The 19934-nt window shown below is 68.7% G+C and carries 2 protein-coding genes (1 of these 2 only partly in view); both read left to right on the top strand.

Features of this window, described 5'->3' with window-relative positions:
* Positions 1–3538: the 3' portion of a non-ribosomal peptide synthetase gene (locus tag QX010_RS16300; RefSeq protein WP_316180547.1), read on the top strand. Its footprint begins 3041 nt before the window's first position; the window shows 3538 of its 6579 coding nt (coding positions 3042–6579); its start codon lies off the left edge, out of view; it ends in the stop codon at positions 3536–3538.
* Positions 3531–19928, top strand: coding sequence for a non-ribosomal peptide synthase/polyketide synthase (locus tag QX010_RS16305; protein WP_316180549.1), 16398 nt, complete (start codon positions 3531–3533; stop codon positions 19926–19928). Before QX010_RS16300 ends, QX010_RS16305 begins: the two co-directional genes overlap by 8 nt.
* The last annotated feature ends 6 nt before the right edge of the window (positions 19929–19934 follow it).

Consider the following 19934-nt stretch of genomic DNA (forward strand, 5'->3'; position numbering starts at 1 on the left):
TGATCCACCTCGGGGCGAAATCGAACAGGCCCTCGCGGCCATCTGGCGCGAGCTGCTGGGCATCGAGCGCGTCGGCCGCAACGATCATTTCTTCGAGCTCGGCGGCCATTCGCTGCTCGTCGTCCGCATGCTGGACCGGCTGAGGCGCCATGCACTGACGGTCGATGCGCACATGGTGTTCGCCAGGCCGGTGCTGCGCGATCTCGCGGCCAGCCTGCGGCCCGGCGAGGAGATTGCGATCCCCGCCAACCTGATCACGCCGGAGAGCGCGGCCATCACGCCGGACATGCTGCCGCTGATCGCGCTGAGCCAGCCCGAGATCGACCGCGTGGTCGCCCAGGTGCCGGGCGGCGTCGCCAACGTCCAGGACATCTACGCGCTGTCGCCGTTGCAGGAAGGCATCCTGTTCCATCATCTGCTGGCGACCGAGGGCGATCCTTACGTGCTGGTCGCACAGATGGCATTCGCGGGCCGCGATCTGCTGGATCGTTATCTCGCCGCGGTTCAGGACGTGATCGACCGGCACGACGTGCTGCGGACGTCGTTCCTCTGGGATGGGTTGTCGGTTCCGGCGCAGGTGGTCTGGCGCCACGCACCGCTGAGCGTCACCGAAGTCGCGCTCGAAGGTCACGCGCCGGCTCAGGTCGAGCTGGCCCGCCGCTTCGATCCGGGATCCTGCCGGCTCGATCTGACCCGGGCGCCGTTGCTGCGTCTGGTTGTCGCCCGTGACGAGGAAAATGATCGCCTGCTGCTGCTGGTCCTGCTGCATCACATGGTCGGCGACCATACCACGCTGCAGGCGTTGCATGAGGAGGTGCAGCTGATTCTGTCGGGGCGCCGCGCTGATCTGCCTCCGCCGATTCCATTCCGCAATCTTGTCGCCGAAACGCGCAAGCCCGCCGGGCAGGATGCGCAGCAGCGTTTCTTCCGCGGCATGCTCGCCGACATCGATGCGCCCACGGCACCGTTCGGATTGATGGAGGTGCGCAGCGACGGCGACGGCGTGCGCGAGGCAAGGCTGCCCCTGCCGGCCGCGCTCGACGCGCGGCTGCGTGCACAGGCGCGGCGCCTTGGCGCGAGCCTCGCCAGCCTCTGTCATGTCGCCTGGGGGCAGGTGCTGGCGCGCAGCAGCGGGCGCGAGCAGGTCGTGTTCGGCACCGTGCTGCTCGGCCGCATGCAGGCCGGTCACGATACCGGCCGCAGCCTGGGCCTGTTCATCAACACGCTGCCGGTGCGGCTCGATCTCGACGGCACGTCGGTGGAGGACAGCGTTCGCGCGGCGCATGCGCGGCTGGCGGAGCTGATGGCGCATGAGCATGCCTCGCTGGCGATGGCCCAGCGCTGCAGCGGTGTCGCGCCGCCGACGCCGCTGTTTTCCGCGATCCTGAACTATCGGCACGGCCGGAGACAGGATGCGCAGGTGGATGCTGAGCTCCCGCAAGGCGTCGAATGGCTCGGCGGCGAGGAGCGCACCAACTATCCGCTGATGCTGGCGGTGGACGATGACGGCCATGGGCTTCACCTGACGGTCCAGGTCGCGGCGCCGGTCGCGCCCGAGCGGGTCGGCGCGATGATGCAGCAATCGCTCGATCAACTCGCGTTGGCACTGGAAGAGGCGCCCCATACGCCGGTGCGCCGGATCGACGTCGTTCCGGACGATGATCGCGCGCGGCTGCTGCAGGCCTGGAATGCGACGGCGACCAACGCTGCGAATGCGCCCTGCGTGTATCGACAGTTCGAGGCGCATGCGGCGCGAACGCCCGATGCGGTCGCGCTGGTGCATGGACCGGAGACGATCAGCTACGGTGCGCTGAATGCGCGGGCGAACCGGCTGGCGCGGCGGCTGCGGGATCGCGGCGTCGGCCCCGATGTGGTGGTCGGGCTCGCGCTGGAGCGCGGCGTCGCGATGATGGTGGCGCTGCTCGCGGTGCTCAAGGCGGGCGCGGCCTATCTGCCGCTCGATCCGGACTATCCCGCCGAGCGTCTCGCGCACATGCTGAACGACAGCGGTGCCAAGCTGCTGCTGACACAGGCCACGCTGCACGACCGGTTCGCGCCGGTGCTGGAGCGGAGCGAGGCCGAGGCTTGGCTGCTCGAGGTCGCGGCCGGCGATGGCCTCGGCCAGACCGACAATCTTTCCCTCGACGTGCACCCCGAGAACCTCGCCTACGTCATCTACACCTCCGGCTCGACCGGGCTGCCGAAGGGCGTGATGGTGCGCCATGCCGCGCTGACGAACTTCCTGGCGACGATGGCCGAACAGCCGGGCATCGCGGCCGGCGACCGCGTGCTCGCGCTGACGTCGTTGTCCTTCGACATCGCCGTTCTGGAGCTGTGGTTGCCACTCACAAATGGCGCCCAGGTCGTGCTCGCCGACCGTGCCGCGGCCCATGATCCCGAGGCCCTCAAGGCGATGGTCGCACGGCACGGCGTGACCATGATCCAGGCGACGCCATCGAGCTGGCGCATGCTGCTCGATCACGACGCGGCCAATCCTGATCCATGGCTGCCGAAGGGCTGCCGCCTGCTGAGCGGCGGGGAGGCGCTGGCCTCGGATCTGGCGCGGCGGCTGAACGCAGAGAGCAGCGCGGTCTGGAATCTGTATGGGCCGACCGAGACCACGGTGTGGTCGGCGCGCCACCGCCTCGATGGCGCGAATCCGGTGCCGCTGCTCGGCAGCCCGATCGGCAACACCGCACTGTACGTGCTCGACGGCGAGCTCAACCTCGCGCCGGTCGGCGTCACCGGCGAGCTCTTCATCGGTGGTGACGGGCTCGCGCGCGGCTATTGGAAACGCGCGGCGCTGAGTGCCGAGCGCTTCATTCCGGATCCGTTCGGCGACGACGGCGCGCGGCTGTACCGGACCGGGGACCTCGCGCGCTGGCGGGCCGATGGCGTGCTCGACCATGTCGGCCGCGCCGATCATCAGGTGAAGATCCGCGGGCATCGGATCGAGCTCGGCGAGATCGAGGCGCGGCTGCGGGAGCAGCCGGGCGTGCGCGACAGCGTCGTCGTCGCGCACGAGCTCGGCGGCAGCCGTCAGTTGGTCGGTTATGTCGGCGGCGAGGCCCCGCTCGATGGCAGTGAGCTGCGCGCCGCGCTCGCAACGGCGCTGCCGGACTACATGGTGCCCTCGCGCGTCATCGTGCTGCCGGAGCTGCCGCTGACCCCGAACGGCAAGATCGACCGCAAGGCGCTGCCGCGGCCGGATGCGACGCCGCCGGGGGCGCGGCGCGTCGATCCGCGCAATCCGACCGAGGCTGCGCTCGCGACGATCTGGGCCGAGCTGCTGCACAGGCCGGCGGTCGGCGTCACCGATGATTTCTTCGAGCTCGGCGGCGACTCGCTGGTGGCCGTCCAGCTCGTCGGCCGCATCAAGCGCGATCTCGCGCGGGAGCTGCCGTTGAAGCGGCTGTTCGAACTGACCACGGTCGAGACCATGGCATCCGCGCTCGCCGCGGACCCGCCGCCGAGGCGCAGCGACGACATCGCCGCCATGTTCGATCTGCTTGAAGAAGTCGAGTTCGCCAATGAATGATCAGTCCGGACTTCAGGCCCAGCAGCTCAGCGAGATCGCGCGCCGGTTGACGCGTCTCGATACGCCAAAGCAGCGCGCCTTCCTGACGCAGTTGGCGGCCAAGGGCATCGATCTTTCGATTCTGCCGATCGCCCGGCAGCAGCTGCAGCGCGCGCCGTTGTCGTTCGCGCAGGCCCGCCTCTGGTTCCTGTGGCGGATGGATCCGGACGGCTCCGCCTACAACATGCCGGTCGCGATCCGGCTGCGGGGCCGGCTCGATGCCGCCGCGCTTCAACGGGCGCTCGACGAGCTGGTCATGCGCCATGCCGCGCTCCGCACCACGTTCCGGCAGGACGGCGGCGAGCCGGAGCAGATCGTGGGGCCGCCGGCGCCGGTCGCGCTTCGCCGCATCGAGATTGCCGGCGATGATTGCGAGCAGCAGGCGCGCCGGCTGCTGCGTGAGGAAGCGGCGCTGCCGTTCGATCTCGAATCCGGACCGCTGCTGCGCGCGGCGCTGCTGAGGCTCGACGAGCACGACCATGTTCTCTCGGTGACGCTGCACCACATCGTCGCCGATGGCTGGTCGATGCAGGTCCTCACCGACGAGTTCTGGCAGCTCTATCGCGCAGCCGTCCGCGGCGAGACCGCCTCGCTGCCGGCGCTCGAGATCGACTACGCCGATTTCTCCGCCTGGCAGCGGCTGTGGCTCGGCGCGGTGGAGGAGGAGCGGCAGCTCCGCTACTGGACCGGCCGGCTGCACGACACGGCGATGCTGCAACTGCCGTTCGATCGGCCGCGTTCGGCCCAGACCGACCAATCCGGCGGTGCCATACGCCTGTCACTCGGCGCCGAGCTTTCCGATCGTCTGCGCGAGCTTGCGCGGCAACATCACACGACGCTGTTCGTCGTGCTGCTCGCGGCACTGAAGCTGGTGCTCTATCGCTACAGCGGCCAGGACGACATCAGCATCGGTGTTCCCCTCGCCAATCGCGATCGGCCGGAAACGCGGCGCCTGATCGGACTGTTGGTCAACACCCAGGTGCTGCGGACGCGGATCGACAGCCTGGGGACGATCGCCGACGTCGTCGAAACGCTGCGCGCGGCTTCGCTCGAGGCCAGGGATCACCAGGACCTTCCGTTCGAACGGCTGCTCGACGTGTTGCAGCCACAGCGCAGCCTGAGCCAGACGCCGCTGTTCCAGGTGCTCTACAACCATCAGCATCGGCGCGGGCCGGCGCATGCGCCGGCTAGCTCTGAATTGCAGATCGAGACGATCGCGGCCGAGATTGAGACGGTGAAATTCGACCTCGCGCTCGACAGCGAGGAATTGCCGTCGGGGGACGTCTCGGCGCTGTTTTCCTTTGCCACCGCGTTGTTCGAGCGGTCGACCATCACGCGGCTCGCCGGCCATTGGCTGACGATCCTGCAGGAAATGGTCGCAGATCCCACGCGCCGGATCGCGGCGCTGGAGCTGTTGTCGGACCGGCAGCGCGACGACGTCAGGCAGTGGAATGCCTGCGCGCCCGCGCGCGCGGCCTTCCAGTCGGTGCACCGGATGTTCGCGCGGCACGCCAAGGACACGCCGGGCGCGACAGCCCTGGTGTTCGGAGCCGAGACGATCAGCTATCAGGCGCTCGATCGCCGCGCCAATGCCATCGCGCAGCATCTGCTGGCGCTCGGCGTTCGACCCGGCGAGCTCGTCGCGCTCTCGATGCAGCGTTCGCCCAATCTCGTCGCCGGTTTCGTTGCCGTCCTCAAGGCCGGCGCCGCCTATCTGCCGCTCGATCCCGATCATCCACCAGCGCGGCTTGCTGCAACCGTTCGCGATGCCGGCGCGCGCGTCGTGCTGGTCGATGCGGCGGGACGATCGCAATGGCCGCCGATGCCGGGCATCGCAGTCGTCGATCTCGGCGTGATCCCGGCCGAGACGACGGAGATTGATCCCGCGGTCGATGTCCATCCCGCGAGCTTCGCCTACGTGATCTATACGTCCGGCTCCACCGGTGTACCGAAGGGCGTCGCGGTCGCGCATGGACCGTTCGCGATGCATTGCGACGCCACGGCCGGTCTCTACGAGATGGACCAGCAGTCGCGCGAACTGCACTTCCTTTCTTTCACCTTCGACGGCGCGCATGAGCGGTTGTGGACCGCGCTGAGCTGCGGCGCGGCCTTGGTGATGCGCGACGCCGATCTCTGGTCGGCGGAGAAGACGCTCGAGGTGATGCGCGCGGAGCGCGTGACCAATGCCGGCTTTCCGCCGGCCTACCTGCAGCAGCTCGCCGAATTCGCGGCGTGGCGCGGCGATCCGCCGCCCGTGTCGCTGTATTCGTTCGGCGGCGAGGCGATGCCCAAATCGGGCTTCGACAAGGTCAGGCAGGCGCTGCGGCCGCGCAAGCTGATCAACGGCTACGGTCCGACGGAGACGGTGGTCACGCCGCTGGTCTGGAAGGTCGACGCCGATGCCGAGATCGACTGCGCCTATGCGCCGATCGGCCGTCCGGTCGGCCGGCGCTCGGCCTATGTTCTCGACGGCGATCTGAACATCGTTCCGGTCGGCGTCATCGGCGAGCTTCATATCGGCGGCGAGGGGCTCGCGGCCGGCTATTGGAATCGGCCGGCGCTGACGGCGGAGCGCTTCATTCCCGATCCGTTCGGCGCACCCGGTGCGCGGCTGTATCGCACGGGCGATCTGGCGCGCTGGCGTGCCGACGGCGTCATCGACTATGTCGGACGGTCCGATCATCAGCTCAAGATCCGTGGCTTCCGCATCGAGCCGGGCGAGGTCGAGGCACGGCTGACGCGGCAGACGGGCGTTCAGTCGGCGGTGGTGGTGGCACGCGAGATCGGCGGACGCCAGCAGCTGATCGGCTATGTCTGCGGCGAGGATGGCCTCGACGAGGCAACGCTGCGCGCGGCGCTGACGGAGGAGCTGCCGGACTACATGGTTCCGGCCCGCATCGTGCCGATGTCGCAGATGCCGCTCACGGCGCATGGCAAGGTCGATCGCGACGCCCTGCCGGTGCCCGAGTCATTGTGTGCCGAGACAGACTATGTCGCGCCGCAATCGGCCGTGGAATTGGAGCTGGCGGCGATCTGGGCCGAACTGCTCGGCCATTCGCGGATCGGGCTCACCGACAATTTCTTCGAGCTCGGCGGCGATTCCATCATCTCACTGCAGGTGGTCGGACGGGCGCGGCAGCGTGGCCTGTCAATCGAGCCGCGCGATCTGTTCCGGCATCAGACGCTGCAGGAGCTGGCGCGGGTCGCGCGCCGCGATCGGGCGGTCATTGTCTCCGCTGAGCCCGGCGCGCGCGACGGCGATCCGGTGCCGCTGTTGCCGATCCAGCGCCGCTTCTTTGCCGAGGACGCGGGCGAACGGCATCACTGGAACCAGGCCTTGATGCTCGTACCCTCGGCGCGGTTCGACTGGCGCGTGATGGCGCGGGCGGTCGATGCCGTGGTGGCGCATCACGATGCCCTGCGGCTGCAATTCGAGCAAGGCGACGGCACGTGGCACGCGAGATACGGCAAGATGCCGGCGAGCGCCGATCTGCTCTGGATCCGCACTGTTCAGGACGCGGCGGAGATCACCTCGGTTGCGGCGGCCGCGCAGGCGAGCCTGTCCTTGCAGGGGCCGTTGCTGCGCCTCGTCGGCATGGACGTTGCGGACGGCAGCCAGCGGCTTCTGATCGTCGTGCATCATCTCGTCGTTGATGGCGTGTCGTGGCGCGTCCTACTCGAGGACATCGCCGCGGCGTATCGACAGGCGGCGCAGGGCGCGGCCGCGATTGTTTTGCCTCCCAAGAGCCAGTCCGTGGCGTCGTGGGGCAAGAGGCTCGAAGACTACGCCGCGAGCAAGGAGCTGGCCGACCAGCTCGTCTATTGGAGACAGCGCAGCGTCGCTGACGATCTGCCGTGCGACGACGATCACGGGGAGACCGATCGCGTCGCCGACGGCGAAGACGTCGCCGTGTCGTTCGATGCCGACGTGACCGGGCAACTGCTCAAGCAGGCGCCCGCCGCCTACAGGACCCAGGTCAATGATCTGCTGCTGGCGGCGCTGGCCCGCGCGGTCAGCCGCTGGTGCGGACTCGGTGAATGCCTGGTCGAGCTCGAGGGCCATGGACGCGAGGATCTGTTCGAAGGCATCGACCTGTCGCGCACGGTCGGCTGGTTCACGACAGCATTTCCGGTTCGGCTCTCCGCTGGCGCGAGCGACGACGCCACCCTCATCAGGTCGATTAAGGAGGAATTGCGGGCCATCCCGGCGCGCGGGCTCGGCTACGGCGTGCTGCGGTATTGCGGCAGCTCCGAGCAGCGCGCCGCCCTGGCGGATGGAGCCGAGCCGCGGATCGTCTTCAACTATCTCGGCCAGTTTGGCGCCGGCTCCGACCTTGCCTTCGCGCTCGCGCCGGAAGGCGCGGGGCCGTCGCGCAGCGCCAGCGCGCCGCTCGGCCGCTGGCTCAGCATCAACGGCCAGGTGCTCGACGGCCGGCTGAAGCTGACATTCAGCTTTGGCCGCCGCCGCTATCGCCGCGCGACGATCGAGCGGCTGGCCGCGTGTTATTCCCTGGCGTTGCGCGAGCTGGTCGCGCATTGCACCGGTGGCGCACACGGCCTCACGCCGTCCGACGTTCCGCTGTCGCGCCTCGGCCAGCCGGAGCTCGATTTGCTCGGCGCGACGCGTGATTGGCGCGATGTCGAGGATATCTATCCGCTGTCGCCGATGCAGCAGGGCATGCTGTTCCACGCGCTGCGCGACGGCGAGAGCGGCAACTATGTCAGCCAGATCGCCGTCGACGTCGAAGGCGCGGACGCGGCGCGCCTGCGCGCGGCGTGGCAGGCGGTGACGGCACGACACGCGGTGCTGCGGACCGCGTTCGTGTGGAGGGAATTATCGAGCGCGCCGCAGCAGGTCGTCCATCGGCAGGTTCCTGTTCCCTTCGTCGAGGAGGATTGGCGCGACCGTGCGGACTCGATGGATCGAGCCACGCGTGGCGCGGCGCTGGCCGAGGTGGCGGCGGCCGAATGGCGCGCCGGCTTCGACCTGTCACGGCCGCCGCTGCAGCGGGTCCGTCTCATCGATCTCGGCGGCGGCGTTTGCCGCCTGATCTGGACCCATCATCACATCCTGCTCGACGGCTGGAGCGCGGCGAGGCTGATCGGGGAGATCATGCAGCATGTCGGCGGCGCGTCGCTGGGCGCACCGCGCGGCCGCTATCGCGATTACATTGCCTGGCTGCAGCGACAGGATCGCGAGGCGTCGATTGCGTTCTGGTCGCGCTCGCTCTCGACGCTCGGCGAGCCGAGCCTGCTGGCCGATGCGCTTGGCGGGCCGGCCGCACCAGCCGAAGGCCATGCCTCGATCGACCTCGTCATCGATGCAGCGAAAACCGAGCGGCTGCAGCTCGTGGCACGGCGCGAGCGGGTGACCTTGAACACGCTGCTGCAGGGGGCCTGGGGCCAGCTGCTGCGGCGCTTGACCGGGCAGGATGTCGTCTGCTTCGGCGCCACGATTTCCGGCCGGCCGCCCGAGATCGCGGGCGTGGAGGAGACGGTCGGCCTGTTCATCAACACCGTTCCCGTGCTCGAGGACGCGCGACCGCAAACGCTGGTGGGCGACTGGCTGCGCAGCCTGCAGGACCGCAACGTCGACCTGCGCGAGCACGGGTGGATGCCGTTGCACGAGATCCAGCGTCTTGCCGGCCGGGCCGGCCGGCCGCTGTTCGACTCCATCTTCGTGTTCGAGAACTATCCGGTCGACGCGGCGCTGCGCGATCAGGCCGGCGAGGGGCCGCGCGCCAGCCGCGCCGAGCAGATCTCGATCACCAACTATGCGCTGACGGTCGCGGTGTTCGCGACCGACGCCGGCATCCGGCTCGGATTCCGTTACGATCGCAGCCGGTTCGACCGGCCGCAGATCGAGCGGATGCAGGCGGCGTTCGCCTGTCTGCTCGCGCGCATCGCCGACGACAGCAGCCGCCCGGTCGCGGAGCTGCACGGCCTCGACGCCGACGCTTTGCAACGGGTGCTCCGCTGGAGCTCGGGACGCGCCGCGCCGACGGCGAAAGACGGCTTCGTCGACGTCATGACGCAGATCGAACAGCAGGTCGCACGGTCGCCCGCGGCCGTCGCCCTGATCTCTGATCAGGAGGGGATCAGCTACGCCGAACTGAACGCGCGGGCCAACCGACTGGCGCGACAGATCAGGCAGGCCGGCGTCGCTCTTGATGCTCCCGTCGCCCTCGCATTCGAGCGTAGCGCCGATCTGGTCGTGGCCGTGCTGGCGGTGCTGAAGGCGGGGGCCGGCTACCTGCCGCTCGATCCGGATTATCCGAGCGGGCGGCTCGCCGCGATGCTGGGCGACAGCGGCGCGCGACTGGTGCTGACGCAGCCGCAGTTGCGCGATCGGCTGATGGAGATCATGGCAGGGGCGGGCGCCGAGCTGATGGCCGTCGACGACAGCCGCGCTTCGCACGGGATCGATGCCGGCAGTTCGGATCTCCGCAGTCCGATCCACGCCGAGAGCCTCGCTTACGTGATCTACACGTCCGGCTCGACCGGCATGCCGAAGGGCGTGGCCTGCACGCGTGGCGCGCTGGCGGCACGGCTGGGGTGGATGCAGCGGGAGTACGGGATCGTTCCTAGCGAAACGCTGTTGCAGAAGACGCCGTTCAGCTTCGACGTCGCGGTGTGGGAAATCCTGTGGCCGTTGACGGTCGGCGCGCGGCTTGCGATCGCAGCGCCGGGCGCCCATCGCGAGCCGAAGCGGCTGATCGATGCGGTCATTGCGCATGGCGTCACGACGCTGCATTTCGTGCCCCAGATGCTCGCGCAATTCGTGGCCGAGCCCGAGGCGCGCCGATGCGTGAGCCTGAAACGCCTGTTCTCTGGCGGCGAGGCTCTGCCGGTCCAGCTGAGGGACCAAGTCTACGCGGTATTTCCAGCGATCCGGTTCGACAACCGCTATGGACCGACCGAAGCGCTCATCAATGCCAGCTTCTGGAGCTGCCGCGAGGCGAGCGGGCCACGCGTGCCGATCGGCGTGCCGATCCCGGGCACGATCCTGCGCATTCTCGATGCCGACCTCAATCCGGTGGCCGAGGGTACGACGGGCGAGCTCCATATCGGCGGCGACGGGCTGGCGCGCGGCTATCTCGGTCGCGCGGCGCTGACGGCCGAGCGCTTCATTCCCGATCCGTTCGGACCTCCCGGCGCGCGGCTGTACCGGAGCGGCGATCTGGCGCGCTGGCGCAGCGACGGCGCCATCGACTATGTCGGCCGCACCGATCATCAGGTGAAGGTTCGCGGCTTCCGCATCGAGCTCGGCGAGATCGAGGCGCGGCTTCGGCAGCAGCCATCGGTCACTGCGGCCGTCGTCATCGCCAGGGAATTCGGGGCAGGCCGCCAACTGATCGGCTATGTCTGCGGTGACGGCACGCTCGATGCTGCGGTGCTGCGCGACGCCTTGTCCGCGACGCTGCCGGACTACATGGTGCCGGCGTGGATCGTGGTGCTCGATCGTCTGCCGCTGATGGTGAATGGCAAGGTCGATCGCAATGCGCTGCCAGCGCCGGAGGCGCCCGCATCAGTCACGCGGATTGCGCCGCGGACGGCGGCCGAGGCTGCGCTGGCGGCCATCTGGGCCGAGCTGCTGCATCAGCCCGATGTCGGCATGACCGACAATTTCTTCGAGCTCGGCGGCGATTCCATCATCTCGCTGCAGATGGTCAGTCGCGCGCGGCGAGCCGGCCTTCTGATCGATCCGCGCGACGTCTTCAAGCATCAGACACTGGAAGCCCTGGCGCGCGACGCGCGGCAGATCGCTCGGCTGGAGACGACGGCGGAGCAGGGCCTCGTCTCCGGGCCACTGCCGTTGTTGCCGATTCAGCTCCGCTTCTTCGAGCAGGAGCTGGACGCGCCCGATCACTGGAACCAGGCCTTGCTGCTGCGGCCGCAGCAGCGGCTCGACTGGGACGTGCTGCGGCGCGCGGCGGTGGCCGTCGTCACCCATCATGATGCGCTGAGGCTGCGCTTCCAACGCATCGACGGCACTTGGCGCGCCGAGCACGCGTCGGCGCCGGCCGCCTCCGGTCTGTTCCGATCGTGCGAGCTGGCCGACGGCGAGGCGGTCACCGCGCTGGCCGCTGAGGTCCAGGCGAGCCTCTCGCTCGCGCAGGGTCGTCTGGTGCAGATGGTCGGCATCGATCTGCCGGACGGCGGGCAGCGCCTCCTGATCGTGATCCATCACCTCGTGATCGACGGCGTGTCGTGGCGTGTGCTGCTGGAGGATCTCGCGGCGGCCTATGATCAGCTCATGCGTGGGCAGGAGGCGACGCTGCCGCCCAAGACGCACGCCTATGCCCAATGGGGCGCAGCACTGCACGCGCACGCGTGCTCGGATGTGCTGGCTGCCGAGCTCGATCATTGGTCCGGTCTCCGGCAGACGGATGACCTGCCGTGCGATGTCGATCATGCGGATCGGGATACGAGCGCCGACGCTGACGACGTGCTGCTCGCGATCGACGCGGAGCTGACCGCGCGCCTGCTGGGCGCGGCGCACGGCGCGTACCGAACCCAGGTCAATGATCTGCTGCTGTCGGCGCTGGCGCGTGCGTTGTGGCAGTGGTTGGGCCGCGAGATCATGGCGATCGAGCTCGAAGGCCACGGCCGCGAGGATCTCGGCGACGGGCTCGATCTGTCGCGAACCATCGGCTGGTTCACAACCGCCTTTCCGGTGCAATTGACGGCTGGATCGCAGCCGCCCGCCGAGCTGATCAAGGCGACCAAGGAGATGCTGCGGTCCGTCCCCAACCGGGGACTTGGCTACGGCGTGCTGCGCTACCTGGGGTCTGATGCCCAGCGTGCGGCGCTGAGGACGGGCGTGCAGCCGCGCATCGGGTTCAACTATCTCGGTCAGGTCGATGGCAGCGCGGACGAGACGGCGCTGTTCTCGATCGCGCCCGAGAGCGCAGGACCTTCGCGTGCGGCGTCGAGCCCGCTCCGCCACCATATCGCGATCAATGCGAGGGTGCTCGACGGCCGTCTGCAGTTGTCGTTCGGCTTCAGCAGGAAGCGCTATCGACGCGAGACCGTGACCCGCGTCGCCGATTGTTTCGGAGCGGCGCTGCGTGAGCTGGTCGACCACTGCACGAGCGGTGTCCATAGCCTGACGCCGTCCGATGTGCCGCTGTCGAAGCTGAGCCAGGCCGAGCTCGATGCGCTGGCGCTGGATTGGCGCGAGGTCGAGGATATCTATCCGCTGTCGCCGATGCAGCAAGGTATGTTGTTTCACGCGCTGCACGACGACGGCACCGGGGTCTACGTCAACCAGGTTGCAGCAGAGATCCGCGGCCTCGACGCCGGCAAGCTGCAAGCCGCTTGGCAGGCGGTCAGCCATCGCCATGCCGTGCTTCGCACCGGCTTCCTCTGGCGTGAATTGCCCGGACCACCGCAGCAGGTCGTTTATCGCAATGCCGACGTTGCCTTCGTCGCGGAGGATTGGCGGGAACGTGCGGCGGGGCTTACTCCGGCGGCGCTGGAGGCTGAGCTCATGGCAGTTGCAGATCGCGAGCGCGCCGACGGCTTCGATCTCTCGCGGCCGCCGCTGCAGCGCGTGCGGCTGGTCCGGATCGCCGATGACCGGCACTGGCTGATCTGGACCCATCATCACATTCTGATGGACGGCTGGAGCTCGGCCCGCTTCATTGCCGAGGTGATCCAGCAAGAGGGGCAGGGGGCGCTGCAGGGACCGCCGCCGCGCTTCCGCGACTACATCGGATGGCTGCAGGCGCAGGACCACGGTGCGGCGGTCGAGTTCTGGCGAGCGGCGTTGGCTGGACTCGACGAGCCGAGCCTGCTGTCGCAGCCTGCGGCCGGCGCTCGCGTCGGCCATGGCTCGCTCGCCATGGCGGTGGACGCCGATCTCAGCGAGCGGCTGCAACGCTTCGCGACCCGCGAACGGGTCACGCTGAACACGGTGGTGCAGGCGGCATGGGCGCATTTGCTCCGTCGGTTCACCGGCCAACCTATGGTCTGCTTCGGCGTGACGGTATCGGACCGGCCCGCCGGGCTCGCCGGCGCCGAAGAGATGGTCGGCCTGTTCATCAACACCTTGCCGGTGGTCGACACCGCGGATCCGGAGCAGCGCGTCGGCGCGTGGCTGCGGAACCTGCAGGATCGCAATCTCGCCCTGCGGGATCACGGCTGGATGCCGCTGGCCGACATCCAGCGGATCGCCGGCCGGGCCGGGCGTCCGCTGTTTGACAGCATCCTCGTGTTCGAGAACTATCCGGTGGACGCGGCCTTGAAGACCCGAGATGGCCGTCTGAGCGCCAGCCGGACGAGGATCCTCGAAACCAGCAACTACCCGCTGTTCGTGAGTGTCGGTCTCGAAAGCGAGCTACGGCTGGTGTTCAATTTCCAGCAGCAACATTTCGACGACGTCCAGATCCGTCGGCTGCAGATGGCGTTCGTGCAACTGCTCGCGGCCATCGCTCGCGATGCGGAGCAGGCGGTCGGCTGCATTGCGGCTGATGATCCCGCTGATATCGCGCTGCTGGCACGGGTGAACGCGACGGCGGCCGCCGTGATATCGCCCGGTGTCGTCGCTCAATTCGAGGCGCAGGCGGAGCGCGCACCCGATGCGATCGCGCTCGTGCACAGTGAGGAGACGCTCAGCTACGCCGCGCTGAACGCGCGCTCGAACCGGCTGGGCTATCGGCTCAGGGAGCACGGCGTCGGTCCCGACGTGGTGGTAGGACTGGCGCTGGAGCGCGGTGTCACGATGATGGTGGCGCTGCTCGCGGTGCTCAAGGCGGGCGGGGCCTATCTGCCGCTCGATCCGGACTACCCGGCTGAGCGTCTCGCGCACATGCTGGCCGACAGCGGCGCCAAGCTGCTGCTGACGCAGGCGGCGCTCCACGACCGGCTCGCGCCGGTGCTGGCGGACGGCCACGCCGAGGTCTGGCTGCTGGACGAGGCGCCTGGAGAGGAAGTTGCCGACGTCGGCAATCTCGATGTCGCCGTCCATCCTGAAAACCTGGCTTACGTCATCTACACCTCGGGCTCGACCGGCCTGCCCAAGGGGGTGATGGTGCGCCATGGCGCGGTGACGAATTTCCTGGCGACCATGGCTGAGCAGCCGGGCATTGCGCGCGATGACCGCGTGCTCGGTTTGACCTCGCTGTCGTTCGACATCGCGGTGCTCGAACTCTGGTTGCCGCTGACTCATGGCGCGCAGATCGTGCTGGCGGACCGCGCCTCGGCCCATGATCCCGCGGCGTTGAAAGCGATCGTGGCCCGTCACGGCGCGACAATGATCCAAGCCACGCCGTCGAGCTGGCGCATGCTGCTCGACCATGACGACGGCGCGCATGGATGGCTGCCTCAAGGCTGCCGCCTGCTGAGCGGCGGCGAGGCGCTGGCGCCCGATCTGGCGCTCCGGCTGCTCGCGCTCGGCGGCGAGGTATGGAACCTGTTCGGGCCGACTGAAACCACGGTGTGGTCGGCACGTCATCGGCTCGATGCGCGCGATCCCGCACCCGTCCTCGGCGGCCCGATCGGCAGCACCACGCTCCACGTGCTCGACGGCGATCTCAACCGCGCCCCTGTCGGCGTGACGGGCGAGCTCTTCATCGGCGGCGAAGGCCTGGCCCGCGGCTATTGGCGCCGGGCGGCGCTCAGCGCCGAGCGCTTCGTTCCCGATCCATTCGGCGATCCCGGTGCGCGGCTGTACCGGACCGGCGATCTGGCGCGGTGGCGGGCCGATGGATTGCTCGACTATGTCGGCCGTGCGGACCATCAGGTGAAGATCCGCGGCCACCGCATCGAGCTCGGCGAGATCGAGGCGCGGCTGCGCACGCAGCCCGGCGTCCGCGACAGCGTCGTGGTGGCGCAAGAGCTCGGCGGCGGGCGGCAGCTCGTCGGCTATGTCAGCGGCGACGATGGGCTCGACGGAGCTGAGCTGCGCGCGACGCTCGCGTCGGCGCTGCCGGACTACATGGTGCCGTCGCGCGTGATGGTGCTGCCGCTTCTGCCGCTGACGCCGAACGGCAAGATCGATCGAAAGGCCTTGCCATTGCCCGATAGCCGGCCCGGGCAGGGACCGCGCATCGCGCCACGCAATCCGACCGAGGCCGCACTCGCGGCGATCTGGGCCGAGCTGCTGCACCAGCCGAACGTCGGCGTCACCGACAATTTCTTCGAGCTCGGCGGCGACTCGATCATCTCGCTGCAGATGGTCAGTCGCGCACGCCGCGCCGGTCTCGAACTGGAGCCGAGAGACGTTTTCCGGCTGCAGACGATCGAGCTGCTCGCGCCGGCCTGCCGAGTGGCGCGGAAAGATCAGCCCGCGATTGCGCTCGCGCGCGGCGCATTGTCTGGGCTGACGAGCGAGGAGGTCGCCCGGCTCGGGGTCGACTGGGATCGCATCGAGGACGTCTACCCACTCTCGCCGATGCAGCAGGGCATGCTGTTCCACAGCCTGCGCGATGCCGGCAGTGGTGCCTATGTCAACCAGATCAGCGTCGAGATCCGCGGCCTTGACGTCGAGCGGCTGCGCGGCGCGTGGCAGGAGGTCTCCGCTTGCCATCCGATGCTGCGCACCGGATTTCTCTGGCGCGAGCTGTCCGGCGCACCGCTGCAGGCCGTCCATCGTGTAGCGAGCGTGCCGTTCGCGACGGAAGACTGGCGCGGGCAGGCCGTCGATGAAGCGCTTCTGTCGTCGGCGCTGGCCGCGGAGCGTGACGTCGAGTTCGATCTCGCGGTGCCGCCGCTGCAGCGTGTCCGCCTGGTGCGCCTCGACCAGGATCGTCATCGCCTGATCTGGACCTACCATCACATCCTGATGGACGGCTGGAGCTCGGCCCGCTTCATCGGCGAAATCCTGCAGCGCTATTCCGGGCGTGCGCTCGTCTCTCACTCGGCGCTCTATCGCGACTATGTTGCCTGGCTGCTCGCCCAGGACGCGCAGGCCGCCGAGCGCTTCTGGCGCGGACAGCTCACGGCCTTCCACCAGCCGACGCAACTGGCCGATGCCTTCGGAGCACGGCGCCACGATGCGCACGGGCACCAGCGCTGCTACACGCGGCTCGACGAAGACGCGACCGCGGCCTTGAAGGCGTTTGCTCGGCGCGAGCGCATCACCCTGAACACGCTCATCCAGGGCGTCTGGGCGCTGCTGCTGCAACGCTACACCGGCCAGCAGACCGTCACCTTCGGTGTCACCGTCGCCGGCCGTCCGGCTGGTCTCGACGGGGCCGAGCAGATGATCGGCCTGTTCATCAATACGCTGCCGGTGATCGAGACGCCGTCGCCGGCCACCACGATCGGCGACTGGCTGCGTGCCATGCAGGACCGTAACGCGGCGATGCGCAATTTCGAGCAGACGCCGCTCTACGACATCCAGAGCTGGGCCGGCCGTGCTGGCGAGAGCATGTTCGACAGTATCATCGTGTTCGAGAACTATCCCGTCGACCGGGGCCTGCTGCAGGGCGACGGCTCGCTTCAATTCGGCGAGCTGCGCAATGTCGACGTCACCAACTATCCGATGGACCTGTCCATCATGGTCGAGGATACGCTGCAGGTCGAGTTCACCTATATGCCGAGCCACTTCACGCCGGATCAGGCGGAGCAGGTGAGGGCGCAATTCGAACATCTGCTCGCGGCTATCATGCGAAGTCCGGAAGCCGCGCTCGGCGCAATCGATGCGGCTACCGCTCTGGATGTGCAGCGCGCTGACGCCTGCAATGGCCGGGCGGCGTCTTCCGCGACGCGTCCGCTCGTGCACGAGATGATCAGCGGTCATGCCCAGCGTGACCCGGAACGTGTCGCCCTCACGATCGGCGGCAGGAACGTGTCCTACGGCGAGCTCGATCGTCGCGCCAATCGGCTCGCGCTCCGCCTCGTCGGCGCCGGGCTCCAGCCAGACCAGCGCGTCGGCGTCGTCGTCGAGCGCAACGAAGTGACGATGGCCGCGCTGCTCGCCGTGCTGAAGGCCGGCGGAGCCTATGTGCCGCTCGATCCCGAGCTGCCGCCGGACCGCATCGCCCATCTGATGCGCGATTCCGGGATGAGCATGCTGCTGTCCGGCGCGCATGAGATCGCCGCCACCGAAGGCGTCCAGGCCGTCGATCTGGCCTCGTTCGATTTCGACAGCGGTCCGCACCATGCGCCGGATCCGGGCCTGCATCCGGAGAATCTGGCTTATGTGATCTACACGTCCGGCTCGACCGGGCGGCCGAAAGGCGTCGCGGTCGCGCATGGACCGCTGGCGATGCATTGCCGGGCGACCGCTGCGCTCTACGAGCTCGACGAGCACGCAACCGAGCTGCATTTCCTGTCGCTGGCCTTCGACGGCGCGCATGAACGGTGGCTCACGGTGCTGTCGCAGGGCGCACGGCTGGTCATGCGCGATGCGGAGCTGTGGACGCCGGAGCAGACGGTCGCCGAGCTTCATGCGCAGCGCGTGACGCATATCGGCCTGCCGCCGGCCTACCTGCAGCAGGTCGCCGAATGGGTGGAGCAGACCGGCAATCCGCCGCCGGTGCGGTTGTATTCGTTCGGTGGCGAGGCCATGCCGAAGACCGGCTTCGACAAGGTGAGGCGGGAGCTGAAGCCGCGGATCCTGATCAACGGCTATGGTCCGACCGAGACCGTCGTAACACCGCTGGTGTGGAAGGTCGATGGCAACACGGCATGCGACAAGGCCTATGCGCCGATCGGCATTCCCGTCGGGCGCCGCACCGCCTACATCCTCGATGGCGCGCTGAATCTCGTTCCGGCAGGCGCAGCCGGCGAGCTCTATGTCGGCGGCTTCGGGCTCGCGCGCGGCTACCTCGCCAAGCCAGGCATGACGGCGGAACGCTTCGTGCCGGATCCATTTTCGACGGAGGAGGGCGCACGTCTCTATCGCACCGGCGACCTGGCCCGATGGGATGCGAGCGGCACGATCGAGTATCTCGGGCGCAGCGACGACCAGGTCAAGGTCAGCGGCTTCCGGATCGAGCTTGGCGAAATCCAATCGGCTCTGCTGAGCGACCCCGCAGTCGCACAGGCTGCCGTGCTCGCGGTGGCGGGTGCGGGAGGAAGTCAGCTCGTGGCCTATGTGGCGCCACGGGCGCCGGGTGACGCCGCCGCTGCAGCGGCCGAGCGCCTGTCGGCGGCGCTGACCGCCGCGCTGCGCCGGACATTGCCGGCCTACATGGTGCCGGCCCGCATCATCGTGCTCGAGCGCCTGCCCACGCTGTCGAGCGGCAAGGTCGATCGCAAGGCGTTGCCCGCGCCCGACATTGCAGCCGAACGTGCATTCGTCGCGCCGGCAAGTCCGGCCGAGGTCGGGATGGCAAAGCTGTGGGCGGAGGTTCTCGGCGTCGCGCAAGTCGGCGTCACCGACAACTTCTTCGAGCTCGGCGGCAACTCGATTCTCAGCCTCAAGGTGATCGCGCGGCTTCGCCGCGACCCGGTCCTCGACGGCGAGATCAAGCTGCGGGATCTCTTGCAGAAGCCGACCATTCGCGCCTTGCTTGGCACTGCCGCAGCATCCGCGCGGCCGTCGGCGCTGCTGCCCCTGAGTTCGCCGGTCGACGGCGCGGCGCCGGTGTTCTGCCTTCACGGCGGCTTCGGCACGGTGTTCGACTATGCGCCGCTGGCGCGGCGCATGGAGGGAGAACGGCAACTGATCGGTCTGCAGTGCCGGACGCTGATCGAGCCATCCTTCATCGATCGCTCGCTGGCGGCGATGGCCGTGGACTATACCGACGAGATCGTACGGACGCAGAGCAAAGGGCCGTATTGTCTGATCGGCTGGTCACTCGGCGGGCTGCTCGCGGGTCTGGTTGCCGCCGAACTGCAAAGGCGCGGCGCGCGGGTCGAGCGCCTGGCGCTGATCGACAGCTTCGTTCCGCATGGTGGCCAGCAGCCGTCGCGGCATTGGACCGATGATTTGCTCGCGCTGCTCTCGGTCACGGCGCCGGGCGTGCAATTGTCAGCGATCGCGTCGCAGGTGACGGCGATCCGCTCCGCCGATGCGCCGGCGACGGACGAGGTGATCCGGGGCCTCGTCGCCGATGCGATCGGCATGGCACCGCTGCAGCCGCGCGACGGCCTTCTCGGCATCGACGACATCGTCGCGGCCTTCAGGGTCGGACGCCATCTCGCGCAACTGGCGCAAACGGCCGAATGGCCGGCTGATCTCGCTGTCGCGCCCGGCTGCTGGTGGACCTCGGGCCGGCTTCGACAGCGCGATCGGCTCGCGGCGCGGCTGCCGCAGGCGGCAGACCTCGGCGTGATCGGCGACGATCACTTCGCGATCCTGAGCAACGAATCCTTCCTGACGGCGCTCGGCGCGTGGCTGGAGCCGGACGAGGCGGCGCAGACATCGCCGGCGCTGCAGTCCGAACCGGCTGAATGAGGTGGT

Origin of the sequence: Bradyrhizobium sp. SZCCHNRI1009, assembly GCF_032487575.1 — a bacterium.
Lineage (GTDB): Bacteria > Pseudomonadota > Alphaproteobacteria > Rhizobiales > Xanthobacteraceae > Bradyrhizobium.

What these genes read in the sequence shown, in the direction of transcription:
- QX010_RS16305 (WP_316180549.1), top strand. Translation starts at nt 3,531, where the DNA reads ATGAATGATCAGTCCGGACTTCAGGCCCAGCAGCTCAGCGAGATCGCG.